The following is a 19,064-nucleotide window of genomic DNA, read 5'->3' as shown; positions in this document are numbered from 1 at the left end:
TTATTTATGACTCCACTCGGTTGGAACTGGGCCATATTTGTTTGGGGTTATGCTCTAATCTGGTTCCTTATCAATGATCGACTAAAATTATTGGCTTACAAAATCTTCGATCCTATTAAAAAAAGTGAGATCAAATAGATAACCAATTCACGAATCTCTGCAAAGATTAGAATCAATTGAATAGGAGGAAAATAAGATGGCTTATTTCCTCCTATTTTTTATTTCTCAACCTTCCACAACACATTTTTTAGAATATACCCATATTGGTTCAGTAGGTTCTTCAGTACAGAACCCAAGAGCAAATTCTAGAAACATTGCTGTTTTATAAATCCATATTTCACCGGATAAGAATAGTTATTCATAGGTTTAGTAGTGTAGAATGTAAAGATTACAGGCATACCGCTACAGGCCTCCTGAGAGGGGTTTGGTGAATTAACTAGTTCAGCGTGGTGAATTAACTACTTCACCACGCTGAACTAGTTAATTCACCACGCTGAAGTTATATGATATACTAAATCAGACCTATTTGTAAAGTTTAAAGACGCAAGCGATTAGGATTATTCACAAAAACAACTTTGATTGGAAAAGAAGCGCTAAAGTTGTAGTTCCCTTCACTATTGGGATCATTCACAAAATTATACGTTTACCTATCGCTACGCTTCTGGTTGTAGTTCCCTTCACTATTGGGATCATTCACAAATTATTTTTATTTTTCTTGCGTTTTTTCTTAGTTGTAGTTCCCTTCACTATTGGGATCATTCACAAAAACTCTGTGCTGGAGAAGGTGTAGTAATTGGTTGTAGTTCCCTTCACTATTGGGATCATTCACAAAATCCGGCGCATACTGGTACAAGGCAAAGGTGTTGTAGTTCCCTTCACTATTGGGATCATTCACAAATTTAAATTCTACTTTCATTCGTCTACCTTTGTTGTAGTTCCCTTCACTATTGGGATCATTCACAAACCAATAAATTGGGAGGTAAGAAATACCGGGGTTGTAGTTCCCTTCACTATTGGGATCATTCACAAATGGAACACTTGAAAGCAGTTGGTAAAATACGTTGTAGTTCCCTTCACTATTGGGATCATTCACAAAAAGACGCAGAATCATTATTCGCATACGCCCGTTGTAGTTCCCTTCACTATTGGGATCATTCACAAACGAGGTGGACGAAGCAAACAGCACTTTTACGTTGTAGTTCCCTTCACTATTGGGATCATTCACAAACTTAAGCTTCCGAAAGAAATAGTTCCCACAGTTGTAGTTCCCTTCACTATTGGGATCATTCACAAAAATAGGCTAATGTTTAGTACTAATTACGACGTTGTAGTTCCCTTCACTATTGGGATCATTCACAAAACTCAACGAAAAAGATTCGTTTAAGAATTAGTTGTAGTTCCCTTCACTATTGGGATCATTCACAAAACGAACTGTATATTCCATTGATTAACAGAGATATACAAAAATAGTCCAAAGCAAAATTACGATTTTATTATTAATAACAAGCAGAATAACTTCATTTTTTCATTTCTAATAATCTTCTGCAAATCTTGTAATACTCTTCGGGCACTTGATCAGTCATGATATTATTATTCTTCAGATGAACAATTCTCTTCGAGATAACTTTATCTACTTTCAACTCATGAGAATCATCTAAACTAAGCTGAAGAACCATACCATTCTGATCAAAAACATTGGCTATTGACTTCACTACAGCGTTACGTAATTTCCTATCGTAGTACATCAATGTCCTTAATTTAATAATCATTTCAAAGAGTGAACACTTTGCTGTTTTAGATATATAGTTATAATGGGCTATAAAATTTCTATCAGCTAAGACCTGAAGATTATTTCTAAAAAAAACTTTTTGATAAAAAGATCTTTTTGCTTCGATACACTCCACCATCAAAGGAACATCTTCGGCTTTAATGAAAGGAGCATTCTTCTTCTCTATTTTAGATCCAAATTCAGCTAAAAGCTCATCATCAGTTTTAGTCTTTTTGGCATTGATGAAATCTCTAAAATTAAAAAAAGACAACAGTTTATAGTCATCATTAGCTCTGGAAGCATCAAGTAAGACAAAATCTCTATCCCATAAAGCTATAAAACGAGCCATACGGCTGAGGATCTGAATAACAAGATTATGCAACTTTCTTAGATGTACCAGATGCAGTTTGTTGTCTAACCAATTATAACGATCAATATCACGGCATAGCTTTTGATATATAGAACACTTCTCCTGAGAAAAAGATGATTTATTTTTCATATCTTCCCATTCTTGATGTAACTCATTTCTTCTCGTCACCTTATCTTCTACGACTTTCTTTAGTGTTTGCCATTCTTCAAATTCACCCTGAGTAATTTTATCTTCATCCACAATAATGAGCTTCAAGAGCTCTAAAGTACCATATTTACGAATAAGTTCTATTGGGCTATATAGAACGGGAGTATAATTATCCTGTTGGAAGTAGAATCCCTTCCAAACCGTGTTCTCACTCTCATTGCCTTTGATAAAGAAACTTAGATATTCTTTTAATTCAGTCTGTTCCTTATATCCATCCCTTCTTTGTTCCACTCTATCTACAGTCAATAGACAAAGTTCAATAATGTCTATGGCGAAATTATAGCTAAAGCCTTCTTTATCGCCACTCGACCGGAATTTTATCCATTCATTCCTTAAATCGCTCAAATGATTAGCATCAAGAAGTTTGCAAAACGTAAAGAATGCAATATGTGATTCTTGATTGGAATTTATGGAATGTTCAACCCGATCTTTAATCATTAAATTCTCATATTCTTCTCTAGTAACCGTTTTATCTCTTTCCTCTTGGTTAGGAGATAAAATAAATTCGACACCAAGCCAAGACAAAAAATCATCAAAACCCTTAACAAATACCTTCTCTATGAATTTTTCAGTGTTATAGCGTACTTTATCATTTTTATCACCCTTTTTCTCCTGCTCCTGAACAGACAAACTATGTATGTAGCTCATGTAAGAAGCAATAGACTCATCATTATTCATCATCCGAATTTCTTTAAAGGCATACTGAAATTTATTGCGAGCATTCTCTCGATTATCTTTGAGTACAAATGCTACTGCTTTCATGAAAAATCTTTTATTGTGATTATCAAGGAATTTATTCAGAAAGAGATGATTATAAATCAATTTCAACATGAAACGATAAGCCGGATAAGCTTTCGATGCTTTGGTTACTGTAGAGTTAGCAACTCTACCTCCAATGAGCATTAAGTAATGACCAATTCTATAAGTGTTACTCGAATCTTGCAAATGACAACCTAGCTCATAGATCGTTTTAAACCCTGGAGCAAAGGGAATAGATGTTCTTCGAAGAGATAATTTACATTTATTCAACAGTTTATTTACATCTTCTGTACAGTAATAGTTCAACACGTCATTTGAACTCAATTGCTCTATAAAGAAAGAATCTATTTTTTCAATAGATAATTCCAGGTATTGCTTGAAAGGAGTATCGCTATAATCCTTTTCCATATCATCATATTCGAAGGTTTTCAAAGCGAAAATCTTATCAATTGCTTCCGCCTTATAATGTACGATTTCGTTTCTAATCTGTTGCACCGATCCTCTCATCGCCCAAATAGCCACAGGAATTTGGCTAAAGTCAGCACCATAAAACTTTGTACATAGCTCTTTATCAATCGTGTTTTTGCTTAAACTATTACATAAATCTTTTTTGCTTAAGATTTCATTCACTTGTTCCTTATCAACTATATTACGAATATTATTGGCTGCAAAAGCGCACATTTCAACAAGATTTAGGACAAAGAATTCATCGCGTTTGATCTGAGATAAAGTATTACTACATGTATTTTTATCGAATTCATGCTTTTTGATTTTTCCCTTCTGCAATAAATTCATACGTAGCGCATTCTCCAACTGTAGGCTAAGCCGTTCTTTTAGAGTTTCCACTTTTAGATAATATATAGCTTGATTCAAGCTCAGATTTTTTTTCTTTTTCTTGATCGGAAAGTAATGTTCAAAGTATTTCACTACTTCAAGATTATAGGCAGATAGTTGTATATTAGCCCTATTCTCATTGAAAATAGGGTTAATACACAATATTTCATTAGTCCCAAACACTGTAGATTGATGCATCTGCAATACATTTTTAAGTTTGTAGTGAAATGCGGGTCTAATTTCTCCCTTATCGCTCACATATTCCTCTGGATTAGGCAATAAGGTCACTAATTCTCCGATATTATAGGAAGTATGGTATGACTCAAGAGCAATTCTCTGATTAGTTTCATATTCTTCTCCCCATAGCTCAAGTGCCTGTTTCCTTTTACTTAGTTTACTTTCGTCGGAATAATCAATAACGACTCGATTGTTAAGTATCGATTTTTTAATGTGCCCTTTTTTATTTTTCAGATATGCAGCAATCCACTGCTGATAGGCTAAAAACAATGTAGGATCATTTTTCTTTGAATATTCTACTAATACCTTTGGGAGATTTAATTTAACGACTTGCTTGTTTACGTCTTTAAAAGTAAACTCATTTCTTAATTTTGGTTTAATAAGCCAGCAAATTTCGTCCTCGTTAAAGATATTCAATCTTGGAATAATATCTCGTCCTGCGATGACTGCTCCAATCGTTTTTTCAATCGCTCCCCTAACCTCTTTCAGTCTTTTCTCCCTCTGTTTACAACTTAGGCAGCGTTCTTTAGCAGTGCATTTATCACATTTAGGAATATTCATTTCCTTTTCACTCACAAGAGTTTGCTTCAAAAGGCTAAGTTCAAAGCTTTTATCTTTATATTTATCAATAATAGGAGCAGTTAGGTCCGCTAGATTCTCGTCTAAAACTAGCGTTCCCTCCCCAACCTTCCGATGAATCAAAACCATTTTATCTTTTTGATCACTGCTCTCCTTAACTTTAACTTTAGTTATTCGCATAATTATTCTTATTAGCAACAGTTGCAAGGATTTCTTATCTCAACAAAAAAAATACTTATCACCAAATTTTCACAATCAAGCTATCCGGACGCCACATCTTATCGCCTTGTTTCACGCCAAAGGTTTGGTAAAACTCAGGCATATTTGAGAGAGGACCAAGAACTCTCCATTTTGCAGGAGCATGTTCATTGCTCTTTATCTGATTTGCCATGGCTTCAGGACGCATATTGAGCATCCATGTCAGTGCGTAACCAAGGAAGAAACGTTGGCTGGGATTCAATCCGGCAATCATTTCGTTATCCGTGTATTGCTTAGTCTTCTTAAATGCTTCAAATCCCATAATCACTCCACCCAAGTCGGCTATATTCTCTCCCTGAGTCAGTTCACCATTGATGTGCAGACTGTCAACAGCCACATAGTCATTGAATTGCTTTACGATCATCTTTGTTTTTTTCTCAAATTGCGCTTTATCCTCGCTTGTCCACCAGTCACTCAGGTTGCCAAACTCATTATACTTGCAACCCTGATCATCGAAACCATGAGTGATTTCATGCCCAAAGGTTGCACCAATAATGGCATATAAGATAGCATCATCAGCCATTTTTCTTTCGTAACCCGGAACAATGATATTGCAACCCGGAATGACGATCTCGTTGTTAGACGGATTGTAATAAGCATTGTAAGTTTGCGGTTGCATATCCCATTCTGTGCGATCTACCGACTTACCATATTTATTTATCATGTAGCTGAATGCCCATTTGTTGGCACTCATCACATTTTTCACATAAGACGTACGATCAATCTGCATACTGCTAAGATCTTTCCATTTATCGGGATAACCCACTTTCATAATCACTGCATTGAGTTTTTTCAATGCTTTCTCTTTGGTAGTTGCGCTCATCCAGTCGAGTGCCTTAATGCGTTGAGCAAAAACCGATTTAATAGCATTCCCTATTTCTTCTAATTTCTCTTTGGTACCTTTAGGTAAATATTCGTTTACATACACCTGTCCTATAAGCTCTCCAAGATATCCGTCAGTATTCTCCACTACTCTCTTCCATCTAGGCTTCGGTTCTTTTATTCCACGTAGAGTAGAGGAATAAAAGTTGAAGTCCTCCATATAAGTCTTATCATCTAGATAGGAAGCCAATCCATTCACCAGATGGAATTTAAGGTAGTTCTTCCAGTCCTCTATTGTATATTTCTTAAGATAACCGTTCAGGGCAGTAAGAAATTCCGGTTGGCCAACCACTACGCTATCCACCTTTGCCAGTCCTACTCCATTCATAAAAGACTTCCAGTCGAGGTTTGATGTTAGTGTCTCTAGTTTACCGAACGCCATTTTATGATAGTTTGTCAATGGATCGCGGGTATCTTCACGCTTACGGGAGGTTTTAGCCAAGGCCGTTTCCATTTCCATCAATCGGTCGGCTGCTTGCTTAGCTTTGGTCTTTTCGTAGCCCATGATCCCAAACATATTACCCACATAAGTAACAAATTTTTCACGAATAGATTTAGTGCTCGCGTCCATATCAAGATAATAGTTACGGTCTGGCATACTCAATCCACCCTGTGTGATATACACCTGATATTTGCTACTATTCTTATCATCCTGAGTAACATACATATTAAACAGTGGAGCCGACGAGACGGTGTGAATATAAGATGCTTCTGTTATAATGCCATTCAGGTCTTTGATCTTATCTATTTTATCCAAATCGTTTTTCAGATCATTGATTCCTTTTTTATTGAGCGAAAGACTATCCATCCCCGAATAAAAAAAGTCACCTATCTTCTGTTTGTTACTTCCCTTTGGTTCATTCTTAGTTGCTACAGATGATTCGCATATCTTACGAACCTGTTCATTAATTGTATCCTGAACCAATTGAAAAATTCCGTTACTCTGTTCACTGGCCGGAATTGGATTTTCTTTAAACCATTTGCCATTAGCAAATTGAAAGAAATCATCTCCGGCATTCGTTGTAGAGTCAATGTGTGAAGCAAGAGCATCGCCTTTTTCTATTGAAGACTTTGCCTGCTTGCAAGATGCTGTTGCAGTCGCCACCAAAATGAGACCACAGATAAGTGGATTAAATTTCATTTTTCCTTATTTGTTAGATTATATTCAAAAGTACAATAATATTTCAATGCAACAATCGCATGTACTAAGAAAGTATATACACTATCCATAATATTTCATCTGCGATGAAATTCAAATCAAATTTCCTTCTTGCCTATCTCCATATTCAACATTTTATCTATATATTGCCACTACATTTCTATTGAATAAAATTCAAATAAACTTTTAAAACAATAGTATAATATGAAACACACTTTTTTATTACTTGCAATTCTTTTTATCCCAAGTTTACACATAAAATTGCATGCCCAAAAGGAGAAATACAACCTTGAAGTAACTTATATAGCCAATGAAGGTTATTTGCTAAAAACGGATCATCACAAAGTACTTATTGATGCACTTTTCACAGAAAGCTACGGTATCTTTGATGTACCTGAAAAAGATACAGTAGATGCCATAATGGAGGGAACTACTCCATTCGATCATATAGAAATGCATTTACTGACGCATTATCATAAAGATCATTGTAGCCCGGAACTGATGGTAAAATACCTAAATAAATTCCCCAATATTAAGTTGGTTACCAATAGACCGGCATTAGTTTTTATTGATGGAGATCAGTTTGGGTTTGTAAGCTATAAAAATCAGTTCGTAGAACTTACCCCCGAACAAAACAGAAATGAATCAAAAAATGTCAATGGCGTATATATCACAGCTCATGCTATGAAGCATTTGTCTTTTTTTCGTAAGGATATTGATATAGAACAATACATGTACAACGTAGCTTATACAATAGAGATGGATGGGGTACAGATTTTCCATTCGGGCGACACCAGTATTGAGAACATGAAGATTTATTTAGAACAAAACAAAGATTGGAAACCGAATATAGATATCGCCTTTTTATACTATGGCATGCTGAATACTGAAGACAATTTAAAATATATTATTTCAACACTGCACCCAAAGAAAATCGTCATCATGCATGTGCCTCTTTATCTGACAAAAGAATGGAAGAGTAAAACAGAAGAGTTGAAGAAGAGTTTCCCTGAATTATATCTATTAAACAAATCGGCTAGTTTCAAAAAGTTTGTATCCGATCATTGATATTCGCTCTTTTTCAGATCCCTTCCCATACTTGATTTGTTGGCATGTATTTAAGTATCCCAGAGTATTATGTCAGGATTCGGAATAAGCGTCGACTATATATTACGAATTATTATGATTCCTTTTTCCTAAACTATTTGTTATATATAAAAAACCAAGTAAGATGAATAAGATTATTAAGCCTTTATTAATACTGGGTATATTATTACTTTTGTATAGTTTTGCTTCGGCGCCAAATGATTCTAATAAAAAAAAGAAAGAACAATTAAAAAACAAAACGATGAATATAGAGAAAGATATCTATTTTGCAGGCGGCTGTTTCTGGGGAACAGAGCATTTTATAAAACTGATTCGAGGAGTGAAAGAGACGCAGGTAGGTTATGCCAATGGTAATATCAAGAATCCTACTTATGAGCAAGTATGTACAGGGAGCACTAACTTTGCCGAGACGGTGAAAGTGAAGTATGATTCACAGGAAGTAAAGCTAAAACAGTTGATCGATCTTTATTTTCAGACCATTGATCCTACCACCATCAATATGCAAGGTCACGACAGAGGTTCTCAGTATCGAACAGGTATTTATTATACTGATCCGGCTGACTTACCCGTCATTCAATCGGCTGTGCAAGAATTGGGTAAAGCATACTCTAAACCTATTGTTGTGGAAATAAAGCCGATGGAAAACTTCTACAAAGCAGAAGATTACCATCAAGATTATCTGGATAAAAACCCTGGAGGCTATTGCCACATTCCGTCTTCGTTGTTCGAAGTGGCAAAAAAGGCCAATCCTCCTGCTTTGGCAACAGAGCCAAGTTACAAAAAGCCAGATGATGCCACATTACGTACTAAGTTAACTGCAGAACAATATGCTGTAACGCAAAAAAGTGCGACTGAACCGGCTTTTAAGAACGAATACTGGAATGAGCATCGGCAGGGTATCTATGTTGACATCGTGAGCGGAGAACCGTTATTCATCTCAACCGATAAGTTCGATTCCGGCTGCGGATGGCCAAGTTTCTCTAAACCGATAGAGAGTAATCTGGTTAAAGAAAATAAAGACGTTTCTTTTGGTATGCAGCGGATAGAAGTTCGTAGCAAGTCAGGTAATAGCCATCTGGGGCATGTCTTTAATGACGGACCCGCAGAAAAAGGTGGATTACGCTATTGTATCAACAGTGCTTCTCTGCGCTTCATTCCAATAGAGAAGATGAAAGAGGAAGGATATGCTGATTACATACCTCTTTTGACAAAGAAATAAAACGCTATAAGTTCAAAGTGTGGAAGCAGTTAATTAAGCACGTTGAAGTAGTGAATTCAATACGCTTAATTAACTGCTTTTATTTACCATTCTCAGGAGGCTTGCGGGTGTAGTAAAATTCTTGCGATACAACAATCACAGATGTTTTTTGTTTCTTATGCGGATAATATTAAGAAACTTGTTTATTAACCATAATGCAAAACATCAATAATGAGTTACCAAGTAAGCAGACAGACACTGATCATCACCGCAGGTATTGTATGGATCATAGCGGGAGCCAACATATTGAAAATAGGAATTACTACTTGGATGAGTGATTCGCTATACTGGCCTTGGAAAGTTGCCGGAGCTATTGCAATATTCACAATCTTCTTTTTCCTCATCTTCAAAAGACTGTATGGCAAACATACACGCAGAATAGCTGAGAAAGATGACAGAAACCATCCGCTGGCCTTTTTTGATGCCAAAGGATGGATTATTATGGCATTTATGATGACTATGGGTATTACCATACGTACATTTCACCTACTCCCTGACTCGTTTATTGCATACTTCTATACAGGACTATCGGTGGCACTAATAATGACCGGGCTTCTATTCGTTAAACATTGGTGGCAATTTTACATTTGCTCAACGGGAAACCCTTCCTGAGCCATCGCCTTTCATCAGGTTCTCTACCTCCTCAACAGTTACTAAATTAAAGTCTCCATAAATGGTCGTTTTCAGGCAAGAAGCAGCCAAAGCAAAATCGAGAGCTCTCTGATCATCTTGTGGATAAGCGATCAAGCCATAGATCATTCCTCCCACAAAAGCATCTCCGGTACCAACCTTATCTACCACATGCGTCACATCGTAGATACACGATTGCTTCACTGCTCCATCAGAATAGAGAATTCCGCCTAGCAAATCATGATTAGCATTCATTGAGTTTCTTAACTCAATAAACACTTTCTTGCATCTGGGCACCATCGCCTGAACTTCATCTCCTACCCGCTCAAATCCCTTTATATCTATAGGATATGAAGTGTCAAGCGCCTTAAATCCTACAGGATTGATTCCCAATACATTCATATATTCTCCTTCACTGCCAAAAAGCACATCACTGTATTTTACCAATTCAGGCATGACCTCATTAGCCGATTTACCATATTTCCATAAGTTTCTTCGATAATTAAGATCGCAAGAGATGGTCAATCCCATTTCATTGGCTACTTCAATTGCTTCCCTACATGCATCTGCTGCACCTTGGGTTAAAGAGGCTGCGATGCCCGACCAGTGAAACCAAGAAGCATCAGCGAAAAGACTCTTCCAGTCAATCATACCCGGACGAAGAGTGGAAAAAGAAGAATCAGCTCTATCATAAACCACACTAGAGCTACGAGCCACAGCACCATTCTCAAGAAAGTAAATGCCTAAACGATTACCCCCATACACGATACCTTCCGTAGAGAGATGATGTGAGCGAAGAGTCATGACACATGCACGGGCGATCTCATTTTCCGGCAGACGAGTAACAAACTTGGTGTGAACACCATAGTTAGCCAGCGAAACGGCAACATTGGCTTCACTGCCTCCATAAGTAACGATAAAATCTTTAGCCTGAGAAAAACGAAGATTCTCGGGTGCAGTAAGGCGCAGCAAGACTTCTCCAAACGTAACTACTTTCATTGTCATTTTTTTAATGTTCTATAAAAGTTGGGCACATCGTTGATATACGCTATTTAGACAGTATGCAAACGATCAAAAGAGAAACTTTCATGCTCAATTTGAATACAATGTTCCCCAATTTTAATGAGATCTGCAAATCATTCGCCAGAAATCCGCTTAATTCTTTTGAAACCTTCTCAATCCTTAAGCTTTTCCCTAATTTTTCACTCCATAGACCTGTTCCCTAAACATTATGGGCAAATTTATTGTTAAGTCAAATAAGAATAAAATTAGTCTTTATTAAGTGAAGACATCATTGCATAAAAAAGTAAAAGTTCTACTTTTGACGAGCTATTCTTTAAGAAGGTGAAAAGAGAAAACAGGAAGAGAATCAGTATAGCATGGCTATTAATATTAGCATTCATGCCAATAAATGTGGTGAAGTCATTTCATCATCACAACGATACTGATACAACCTCTTCTCAACAGCAATCTTCAAATGCCACCGGACACGAACATCATAATTGTCCCATTTGTGATTTCACTCTATCCCCTTTTATTCAATCAGAATCTATTCACGTAACATTATTCATAGCGGAACTTCTTCCTTACAAAGTTCCGATCTACCAGAATAAGGGAACATTCAATATCTCTTATTCTCACGGTTTACGTGCTCCCCCTGCTATTGCTTGATCCTATTTTGCTTATTTTCTTATAACCTTCTATTATATGTGTAATAGAAGCTGTTTCGTATATCCAGATTAAGAATAAAAATATCCATTAATCAGATAGTAGACTTCAAATGATCAATTTGGAGGCTGATACTCATAACTATATAACAATGAAAAGAATATATATAATCGCTATATTTCTACTTTCCCTAACGTCTGCATTTGCAAGCGCTCCGGTGGGAAATAAATCACTGAAAGGTAAAATCATCGATGAAATAGACAAAAGCCCATTAATTGGTGTGAACATTTATTTCCCGGAATTGAAGAAAGGAGCCGTAAGTGACAACCAGGGAGACTATCATATAAACAATCTGCCTGCGATAAAGACAACTCTGCAAGTGACTTATCTAGGACATCAAACAATTGTGCAGACAATAGATTTGAAAACCGTTGAGATTCTTAATTTCTCACTAAAAGAATCGAATGCTGAAATTAACGAAGTAGTCATCACATCACTAACAGGAAATTCGCTGATAAAAAAGACTCCGTCGCCGATATCTTACGTTTCAAAGAAAGAATTGGAACGACAATCATCGACTAACATTATAGATGCGATTGCAAAGCAACCGGGTGTATCAGAAATAACAACCGGAAGTAGCATCTCAAAGCCTGTCATCAGAGGTTTGGGATACAACAGAGTAGTGGTCGTAAATGACGGAATACGTCAGGAAGGACAGCAATGGGGAGACGAGCATGGAATAGAGATAGACGCTCAAAGTGTAAACTCTGTAGAGATACTAAAGGGCCCGGCAAGTTTAACCTACGGTTCGGATGCAATGGCAGGCGTTATCAATTTCCAATCGGATCCCATACTACCAGTAGGTTCAATAAAGGCAAATGTGGCAACGGAATATCAGAGTAACAACGGCTTATTCAATTACTCCGTTAACACTGCCGGAAACAAAAACGGGTTTGTCTGGAATTGGAGATATAGTGATAAAATGGCTCACTCCTACAAGAATAAATACGATGGATATGTTTATAATTCGGGCTTTAGGGAGAGAGCGGTCTCCGGCTTACTTGGAATCAATCGCAATTGGGGATATTCTCACCTCACACTCGATTACTATCACCTCACACCTGGAATAGTAGAAGGTGAACGAGACGAAGCAACTGGTAGATTTCTGAAACCTGCCATTATTGATGGTGAAGAAGGGCAAGTTGTCGCAACAGATAAGGATAGTAAGTCGTATAAGCATCAGATGCCTTATCAACAGGTATATCACTATAAAGCTGTTTTGAATAACAATATCGTGTTAGGAGAAGGAAACTTGAAAACAATCATCGGCTATCAGCAAAACCGTCGTCAGGAATTCGCTAATATACTGTCGCCAAATGATTATGGACTTTACTTTCAATTGCATACGGTAAACTATGACATACGCTATTCCCTACCCGAGATAAGTGGCTACAAAATAGTAGCGGGCGTAAACGGTATGTATCAAAAATCAATGAATAAAGGAACAGAGTTCCTCATTCCTGAATATAATTTATTTGATGTTGGTGCTTTCGCTTTGGCTAGCCGGAGCTTTGGCAAATTGGACGTAAGCGGGGGTGTGCGCTTCGATAATCGCCACAATCACGGAAAATCACTGTATTTAAATAAGGACGAAGAAGTAGTAAACGCAAATGCTGCTGGAGCAGAAGAGAAGTTCGCCGACTTCTCCCGTAATTTTAGTGGCATTAGTGGTAGTGTGGGATTAACCTATCAGATTTTTGATTCATGGCATACTAAATTGAATGTTTCAAGAGGGTTCAGAGCTCCTAACATGAGTGAACTGGCATCCAATGGAGCTCATGAGGGAACCATACGTTACGAAAAAGGAAATACTGGATTGAAAGCCGAAAACAGTTGGCAAGCCGACTGGGGATTGGGATATTCTTCACCATTCATCTCTGGAGAGCTATCGCTATTTGCAAATCGGATAAACAACTATATCTTCTCACACAAACTGCTCAACAGTAACGGTGAAGATATGTTGGCCGACGGATATAAGACCTATCAATTCGTATCCGGTAATGCCCGCATATTAGGAGGAGAAGTCAGCGTTGACATTCATCCGGTAGAAAGATTACATTTTCAAAACACTTTCTCTTATGTAAATTCAGTTCAGCTCAATCAACCTGATTCTACTAAGTACTTACCTTTTACTCCTGCACCTAAATTAATGTCAGATCTTCGTTACGACATAATCCGCCATGGTAAAACACTGAATAATACCTATGTTTCGTTTGGCGTTGAGTGTAATTTGAAGCAAGATCATATATACTCTGCTTTTGGAACTGAAACAGCAACAGCTGCATATACCCTACTGAACGCTTCTATCGGAACGGACTTCATGCACAAAGGACATACGTTGGCTTCGCTATATTTCACAGCCAATAACTTGACTAACAAGGCGTATCAAAGTCATTTGAGCAGGCTAAAATATGCCGATGAAAATTCTGTAACAGGAAGACAAGGTATCTATAATATGGGACGTAACTTTGGTATAAAACTACTGATTCCACTAAGCTTTTAAGATAAAATAAGTAAGAAATAGAATAGCAGGAATTATAAATAAGCAGGCTGTTCCGAGAACATTATTTCGAGGCAGCCTGCTATTATTTTATCAGATAATCAATAAAAAGGATACACGCATGTAATCCTTTTCCATAAATATCATACCTTTGTGCATACATTAATTTATAGAAAATCATGAGCCTAAATAAAGAGACCCTTAAAAGCTTTATTCGTTTCGAGGAAGACGAACTAACCGGAAGCATTGTCTATGCGCAACTAGCTTCAATTGTTAAGGATGACGCAAATAAAAAAATACTCTTACAGATATCGGTTGAAGAGAAAGCTCACTATGAGATATTAAAGAAACTTACAGGAACAGACGTTAAGCCCAAACGCATGCGCATAGCCAAATATTATTGGTTGGCACGTATTCTGGGACTCACATTCGCTATCAAATTGTTGGAAGCAGACGAAAAGGATGCGCAAGCATTGTATTATGAACATCCTGAATATCCAGAGTTGACAAAACTGGCCAAAGATGAGGAGAATCATGAGCATAAGCTCATCGACATGATTAATGAAGAGAGATTAGAATATATGAGTTCTGTCGTTTTGGGGCTTAATGATGCACTTGTAGAGTTTACCGGCGCATTGGCTGGTTTTACATTGGCACTCAATAATTCACATCTAATTGCTCTTACAGGAAGTATTACCGGAATTGCTGCTGCACTATCCATGGCTTCATCAGAATACCTTTCCACAAAATCCGAAAAAGAAGATAAAAAGCATCCGGTGAAAGCCGCTGTTTACACAGGGATAGCATATATTATCACAGTTGCTGCATTGGTTGCTCCTTTCGTATTTATCGACAATGTACTTATTGCACTGGGGCTAATGTTACTGATGGCATTATTCATTATTGCTATATTTAACTATTACTCTGCTGTGGCACGTGGAGAGAGCTTCCAAAAGCGTTTCATTGAAATGGCAGTGCTTAGCTTTAGTGTAGCCGGAGTCAGTTTCTTAATTGGGTATGCCCTCAAAACATTTACCGGAATAGAAGCCTAACCTCTACACCCTAAAATATGCAGAAGACCCCTTCTCCAATAGTCTCCATCATTCCCATTTTATTATTAGTATCCCTACTTGCCGCAACCATACGTATATTTGGAAGTGACGCTCTGAATGGTGGTAGCCAGATAGCACTCCTCACCACCACATCGGTATGTGTAGTCATTGGTATGGGCATCTACAAAATAGGGTGGAAAGATTTTGAAATAGCTATCACCAATAACATAGCAGGTATAGCAACGGCTCTTATCATCTTGCTTATTATTGGAGCTTTAAGTGGTAGTTGGATGATAAGTGGAATAGTTCCTACGTTAATTTATTATGGAATACAGATTATTCATCCACACTTTTTTCTGGCATCTACTTGCATCATCTGTGCGTTAGTGTCGGTGATGACTGGTAGTTCGTGGACTACCATTGCTACCATCGGCATTGCATTGATGGGGATAGGAAAAGCGCAAGGCTTCGATGAAGGTTGGATTGCAGGAGCGATCATATCAGGAGCTTACTTCGGAGATAAAATTTCTCCATTATCAGACACGACCATCCTAGCCTCTTCGGTAACAGACACTCCTCTCTTCAAGCATATTCGTTACATGATGATAACCACTATACCGTCATTGGTCATCACAATTATCATCTTTACCATCGCCGGCTTATCACACGAGGCAAGTAATACAGAACACATTGCTTCCTTCTCTGCAGCACTCAACAGCAGATTCAATATTACTCCTTGGGTATTACTAGTGCCTCTGGCAACCGCTATCTTGATAGCTCGAAAAGTGCCTTCGCTCATTACTCTTTTCATTTCTACAGCGCTAGCAGGAATATTTGCTATCATCTTTCAACCGGATTTGCTTCAAGAGATTTCCGGTCTCCCAAATGGAGGTGCCGAGTCTGCCTATAAAGGCCTAATGATGACCCTATACGGGCCAACAGGATTGCATACTGACAATGTAGAACTCACTGATTTAATAGCTACCCGAGGTATGGCTGGTATGCTAAATACCGTATGGCTCATTGTTTGCGCCATGTGTTTTGGTGGAGCCATGACTGCCAGCGGTATGCTAGGTAGCATCACCTCAGTATTTGTCCGATTCATGAAAAACAGAGTTAGCATGGTAACGTCGACTGTCTGTTCCGGCATATTTCTGAATCTAACTACTGCCGATCAGTACATCTCGATCATCCTCACCGGAAACATGTTCAATAATATCTATAAGAATAAAGGATATGAGAGTAGACTCTTAAGCAGAACTACGGAAGATGCGGTAACAGTGACCTCTGTACTCATTCCATGGAATACCTGTGGAATGACTCAAGCAACGATTCTAAGTGTCCCTACTTTGACGTATTTGCCTTATTGTTTCTTCAATATTATTAGTCCGCTAATGAGCATTTTCATTGCTACCATCGGATATAAAATAGTGAAGAAGCAGTAAATAATTCATAGAAAAGTGTATTTTTGCACGTAGAGCTTTATTTTAAATAAGGAAAAACATGAGAGAGTATATCATTGCAGATAACCAAGATATTTCCAAAGCAGGATTGATGTTTCTGCTTAGCAGGCAGAAAGATGTTAGTTTACTACTGGAAGCTGACAACAAAGCTGAGTTGATAAAGGAATTACGTCTACATCAGGAAGCAGTGGTCGTACTGGATTATACCCTTTTTGATTTTGGAGGAGCAGAAGAGTTAATCGTGCTACACGAGCGCTTCAAAGAAGTGGATTGGTTGCTCTTTTCTGAGGAGCTGAGCATGAATTTCTTGCGTCAGGTTTTATTCTCTGGTACTTCCTTCAGTGTTGCCATGAAAGATAATTCGAAAGAAGAGATAACAACAGCCCTGCAATGTGCCTCTCGAAAAGAGCGTTTCATCTGCAATCACGTAAGCAACATGCTGATTAGCGGCAACAGTGTACCTACATCCTCGGCTATACAAGACGATCGTTTGCTAACACAAAGTGAAAAGTTAATACTAAAAGAAATTGCATTGGGAAAGACGACAAAAGAAATTGCGGCAGAGAAGAATCTAAGTTTTCATACCATTAATAGTCACCGCAAGAATATCTTTCGCAAGTTGGGAGTGAACAATGTGCACGAAGCGACTAAGTATGCCATCCGTGCGGGAATTATAGATTTGGCCGAATATTACATCTAGCGTAATATCCGGCACTTATTTGATTGTTTAACCAGCTATTTCTCCGCTACCGAAACAGATGCGTGCATCTTTGTCATATACTACACCAAACTGTCCGGGAGCAATGCCTTGTAACTTCTCTGAAGAAACAAGCTGATAATCATCTCCTATGCGAGTTAGTCGTCCTTTCAGGAATTCAGGAGTATGACGTATTTTGAAGGTAACGTCGTGTTCCTCTCCCTGCTCTTCCCAAGGATTATCGGTGATAAAATGGAAGTCGTGCATACGGAATTGATAACCATATTGTGTCTCAACGTCATACCCATGAGACACATAAATAATATTTTCCTGAATATCCTTTCTGATGACGAACCATGGACCGCCACTCAAGCCTAGTCCCTTACGCTGTCCGATGGTATGAAACCAATATCCACGATGCGTGCCGATACGCTTGCCTGTTTCTAATTCGATAATCGCGCCTTCTTTCTCCCCCAAGAAACGACGAACAAAATCATTGTAGTTAATCTTTCCAAGGAAACAGATTCCCTGACTATCTTTACGGCGAGCACTAGGCAATGCAGCCTTCAAAGCAATATCTCGAACCTCATGCTTCATCAATCCTCCAATGGGAAACATCAATTTAGATACCTGAAGATAATTTATCTGAGCAAGAAAGTCTGTTTGATCTTTCACCGGATCCTTGGCAGTACCCAGCCATATCTTACCCTCCTTCTCTACTGTAGTAGCATAGTGTCCGGTAGCTGTTTTATCAAAATCCTTGCCTGCCTGCTGCTCAAAGCAACCAAACTTAATGAGTTTATTGCACATCACATCCGGATTCGGAGTAAGCCCTTTTTTTATTTTATCTATAGCATAACTCGCCACCCCATCCCAATACTCTTTATGGAGATCTATCACCTCCAGTTTCAGTCCGTACTTGCGGGCAATGGCCGTAGCTAGTTCAATGTCTTCTTCGGCAGAGCAATCCATGTATTCCGCTCCGTCCATACCTATCTTTATATAAAAAAGAGTGGGCTTATGGCCCTGTTCACACAAAAGGTGTACGACAACAGAGCTGTCTACACCTCCCGATAATAATGTTGCAATATTCATATCTTCTTATAAATCCAATTCCATCATAATGTTACATCTACTATATGCAGCTCTGCTAATAGGTACTTCCTTGAAACCCAACTTTCGATAAAGCACTATGGAAGCTACCATACGAGTATTTCCTTGCAAAAAAACAGTTTTCACTCCTTGCCCCCTTGCATAAGCAAGCGCCGCTTCTCCGAGTAAACGTCCAACGCCTTTTCCTTGGTAATGAGGCGAAACGGCCATCTTTGCAAGCTCAAAGCATTCTTCTGAAGGATGATTGATAAGTGCACAACATCCCACAGGCCTTCCTTGTTCGTTTACGGCAAAGAATATTTGTCCACCTTGCTTCAGAATGTATCCTTCGGGGTCGTTAAGTACGACTCGGTCAGAGCTTTCCAAATGAAAGAAAGTCTGTATCCATTCTGAATTAAGGCGGACAAAATCTCTGAGATAAGCGGACTTATATAGTTCAATTCTTAGCTCAGTCATTCATGCT

Annotated in this window: 13 protein-coding genes and 1 CRISPR repeat array; of the genes, 8 read left to right on the top strand and 5 right to left on the bottom strand. The window is 38.1% G+C overall.

Annotated elements, in window-relative coordinates; genetic code table 11:
- Window positions 1-598 precede the first annotated feature (598 nt).
- Window positions 599-1,426: direct repeats of the CRISPR family, unit length 36 nt; unit sequence GTTGTAGTTCCCTTCACTATTGGGATCATTCACAAA.
- A 91-nt stretch (window positions 1,427-1,517) separates the two neighbouring features.
- Together cas13a and BQ5338_RS07675 are read right to left on the bottom strand one after the other, a co-directional pair.
- Window positions 1,518-4,934 carry a type VI-A CRISPR-associated RNA-guided ribonuclease Cas13a gene (cas13a, locus tag BQ5338_RS07680; RefSeq protein WP_071146234.1) on the bottom strand — a complete coding sequence of 1,139 codons (3,417 nt, stop codon included), beginning with the start codon at window positions 4,932-4,934 and terminating at the stop codon, window positions 1,518-1,520.
- 58 nt (window positions 4,935-4,992) lie between these two features.
- Window positions 4,993-7,035 (bottom strand): M13 family metallopeptidase, encoded by a 2,043-nt coding sequence (locus BQ5338_RS07675; RefSeq protein WP_071146233.1) that lies wholly within the window; start codon window positions 7,033-7,035, stop codon window positions 4,993-4,995.
- 222 nt (window positions 7,036-7,257) lie between these two features.
- On the opposite strand from BQ5338_RS07675, the gene BQ5338_RS07670 reads away from it, so the two are divergent.
- The 3 genes from BQ5338_RS07670 to BQ5338_RS07660 all read left to right on the top strand — a co-directional run bounded on the left by BQ5338_RS07670 (window position 7,258) and on the right by BQ5338_RS07660 (window position 10,030).
- Window positions 7,258-8,121, top strand: a complete 864-nt coding sequence (locus tag BQ5338_RS07670) for an MBL fold metallo-hydrolase (protein WP_071146232.1) — start codon at window positions 7,258-7,260, stop codon at window positions 8,119-8,121.
- A 163-nt stretch (window positions 8,122-8,284) separates the two neighbouring features.
- Window positions 8,285-9,379 (top strand): peptide-methionine (R)-S-oxide reductase MsrB, encoded by a 1,095-nt coding sequence (gene msrB / locus BQ5338_RS07665; RefSeq protein ID WP_071146231.1) that lies wholly within the window; start codon window positions 8,285-8,287, stop codon window positions 9,377-9,379.
- Between the two features lie 210 nt (window positions 9,380-9,589).
- On the top strand, window positions 9,590-10,030 hold the full coding sequence (locus BQ5338_RS07660) for a hypothetical protein (RefSeq protein WP_071146230.1): 441 nt from the start codon (window positions 9,590-9,592) through the stop codon (window positions 10,028-10,030).
- Here the strand turns inward: BQ5338_RS07660 and BQ5338_RS07655 are convergent.
- Window positions 10,010-11,053 carry a sugar kinase gene (locus BQ5338_RS07655; RefSeq protein WP_071146229.1) on the bottom strand — a complete coding sequence of 348 codons (1,044 nt, stop codon included), beginning with the start codon at window positions 11,051-11,053 and terminating at the stop codon, window positions 10,010-10,012. The genes BQ5338_RS07660 and BQ5338_RS07655 overlap by 21 nt on opposite strands.
- A 339-nt stretch (window positions 11,054-11,392) precedes the next feature.
- Between BQ5338_RS07655 and BQ5338_RS07650 the strand changes: the two genes are divergently transcribed.
- From BQ5338_RS07650 to BQ5338_RS07630, 5 genes are all read left to right on the top strand, one after another.
- Window positions 11,393-11,719: a hypothetical protein gene (locus BQ5338_RS07650; RefSeq protein ID WP_071146228.1), complete on the top strand. Its 327-nt coding sequence runs from the start codon at window positions 11,393-11,395 to the stop codon at window positions 11,717-11,719.
- 148 nt (window positions 11,720-11,867) lie between these two features.
- Window positions 11,868-14,279: a TonB-dependent receptor gene (locus tag BQ5338_RS07645; protein WP_071146841.1), complete on the top strand. Its 2,412-nt coding sequence runs from the start codon at window positions 11,868-11,870 to the stop codon at window positions 14,277-14,279.
- Window positions 14,280-14,455: 176 nt separating this feature from the next.
- Window positions 14,456-15,328, top strand: coding sequence for a VIT1/CCC1 transporter family protein (locus tag BQ5338_RS07640; RefSeq protein ID WP_071146227.1), 873 nt, complete (start codon window positions 14,456-14,458; stop codon window positions 15,326-15,328).
- A gap of 17 nt (window positions 15,329-15,345) precedes the next feature.
- Window positions 15,346-16,773 carry a Na+/H+ antiporter NhaC family protein gene (locus BQ5338_RS07635; RefSeq protein ID WP_071146226.1) on the top strand — a complete coding sequence of 476 codons (1,428 nt, stop codon included), beginning with the start codon at window positions 15,346-15,348 and terminating at the stop codon, window positions 16,771-16,773.
- A 58-nt stretch (window positions 16,774-16,831) separates the two neighbouring features.
- On the top strand, window positions 16,832-17,491 hold the full coding sequence (locus BQ5338_RS07630; protein WP_071146225.1) for a response regulator transcription factor: 660 nt from the start codon (window positions 16,832-16,834) through the stop codon (window positions 17,489-17,491).
- Between the two features lie 27 nt (window positions 17,492-17,518).
- Here BQ5338_RS07630 and mnmA read toward each other — a convergent pair whose 3' ends face one another.
- Together mnmA and BQ5338_RS07620 are read right to left on the bottom strand one after the other, a co-directional pair.
- Window positions 17,519-18,583: a tRNA 2-thiouridine(34) synthase MnmA gene (gene mnmA, locus BQ5338_RS07625; protein ID WP_071146224.1), complete on the bottom strand. Its 1,065-nt coding sequence runs from the start codon at window positions 18,581-18,583 to the stop codon at window positions 17,519-17,521.
- A 6-nt stretch (window positions 18,584-18,589) separates the two neighbouring features.
- Window positions 18,590-19,057, bottom strand: coding sequence for a GNAT family N-acetyltransferase (locus BQ5338_RS07620; protein WP_071146223.1), 468 nt, complete (start codon window positions 19,055-19,057; stop codon window positions 18,590-18,592).
- Window positions 19,058-19,064: the final 7 nt, after the last annotated feature.

The sequence above is a fragment of the Bacteroides ihuae genome (assembly GCF_900104585.1).
GTDB classification, from domain to species: domain Bacteria; phylum Bacteroidota; class Bacteroidia; order Bacteroidales; family Bacteroidaceae; genus Bacteroides; species Bacteroides ihuae.
Note: the sequence above shows the minus strand (reverse complement) of the source record. Positions and strands in the feature narration are given on the sequence as shown.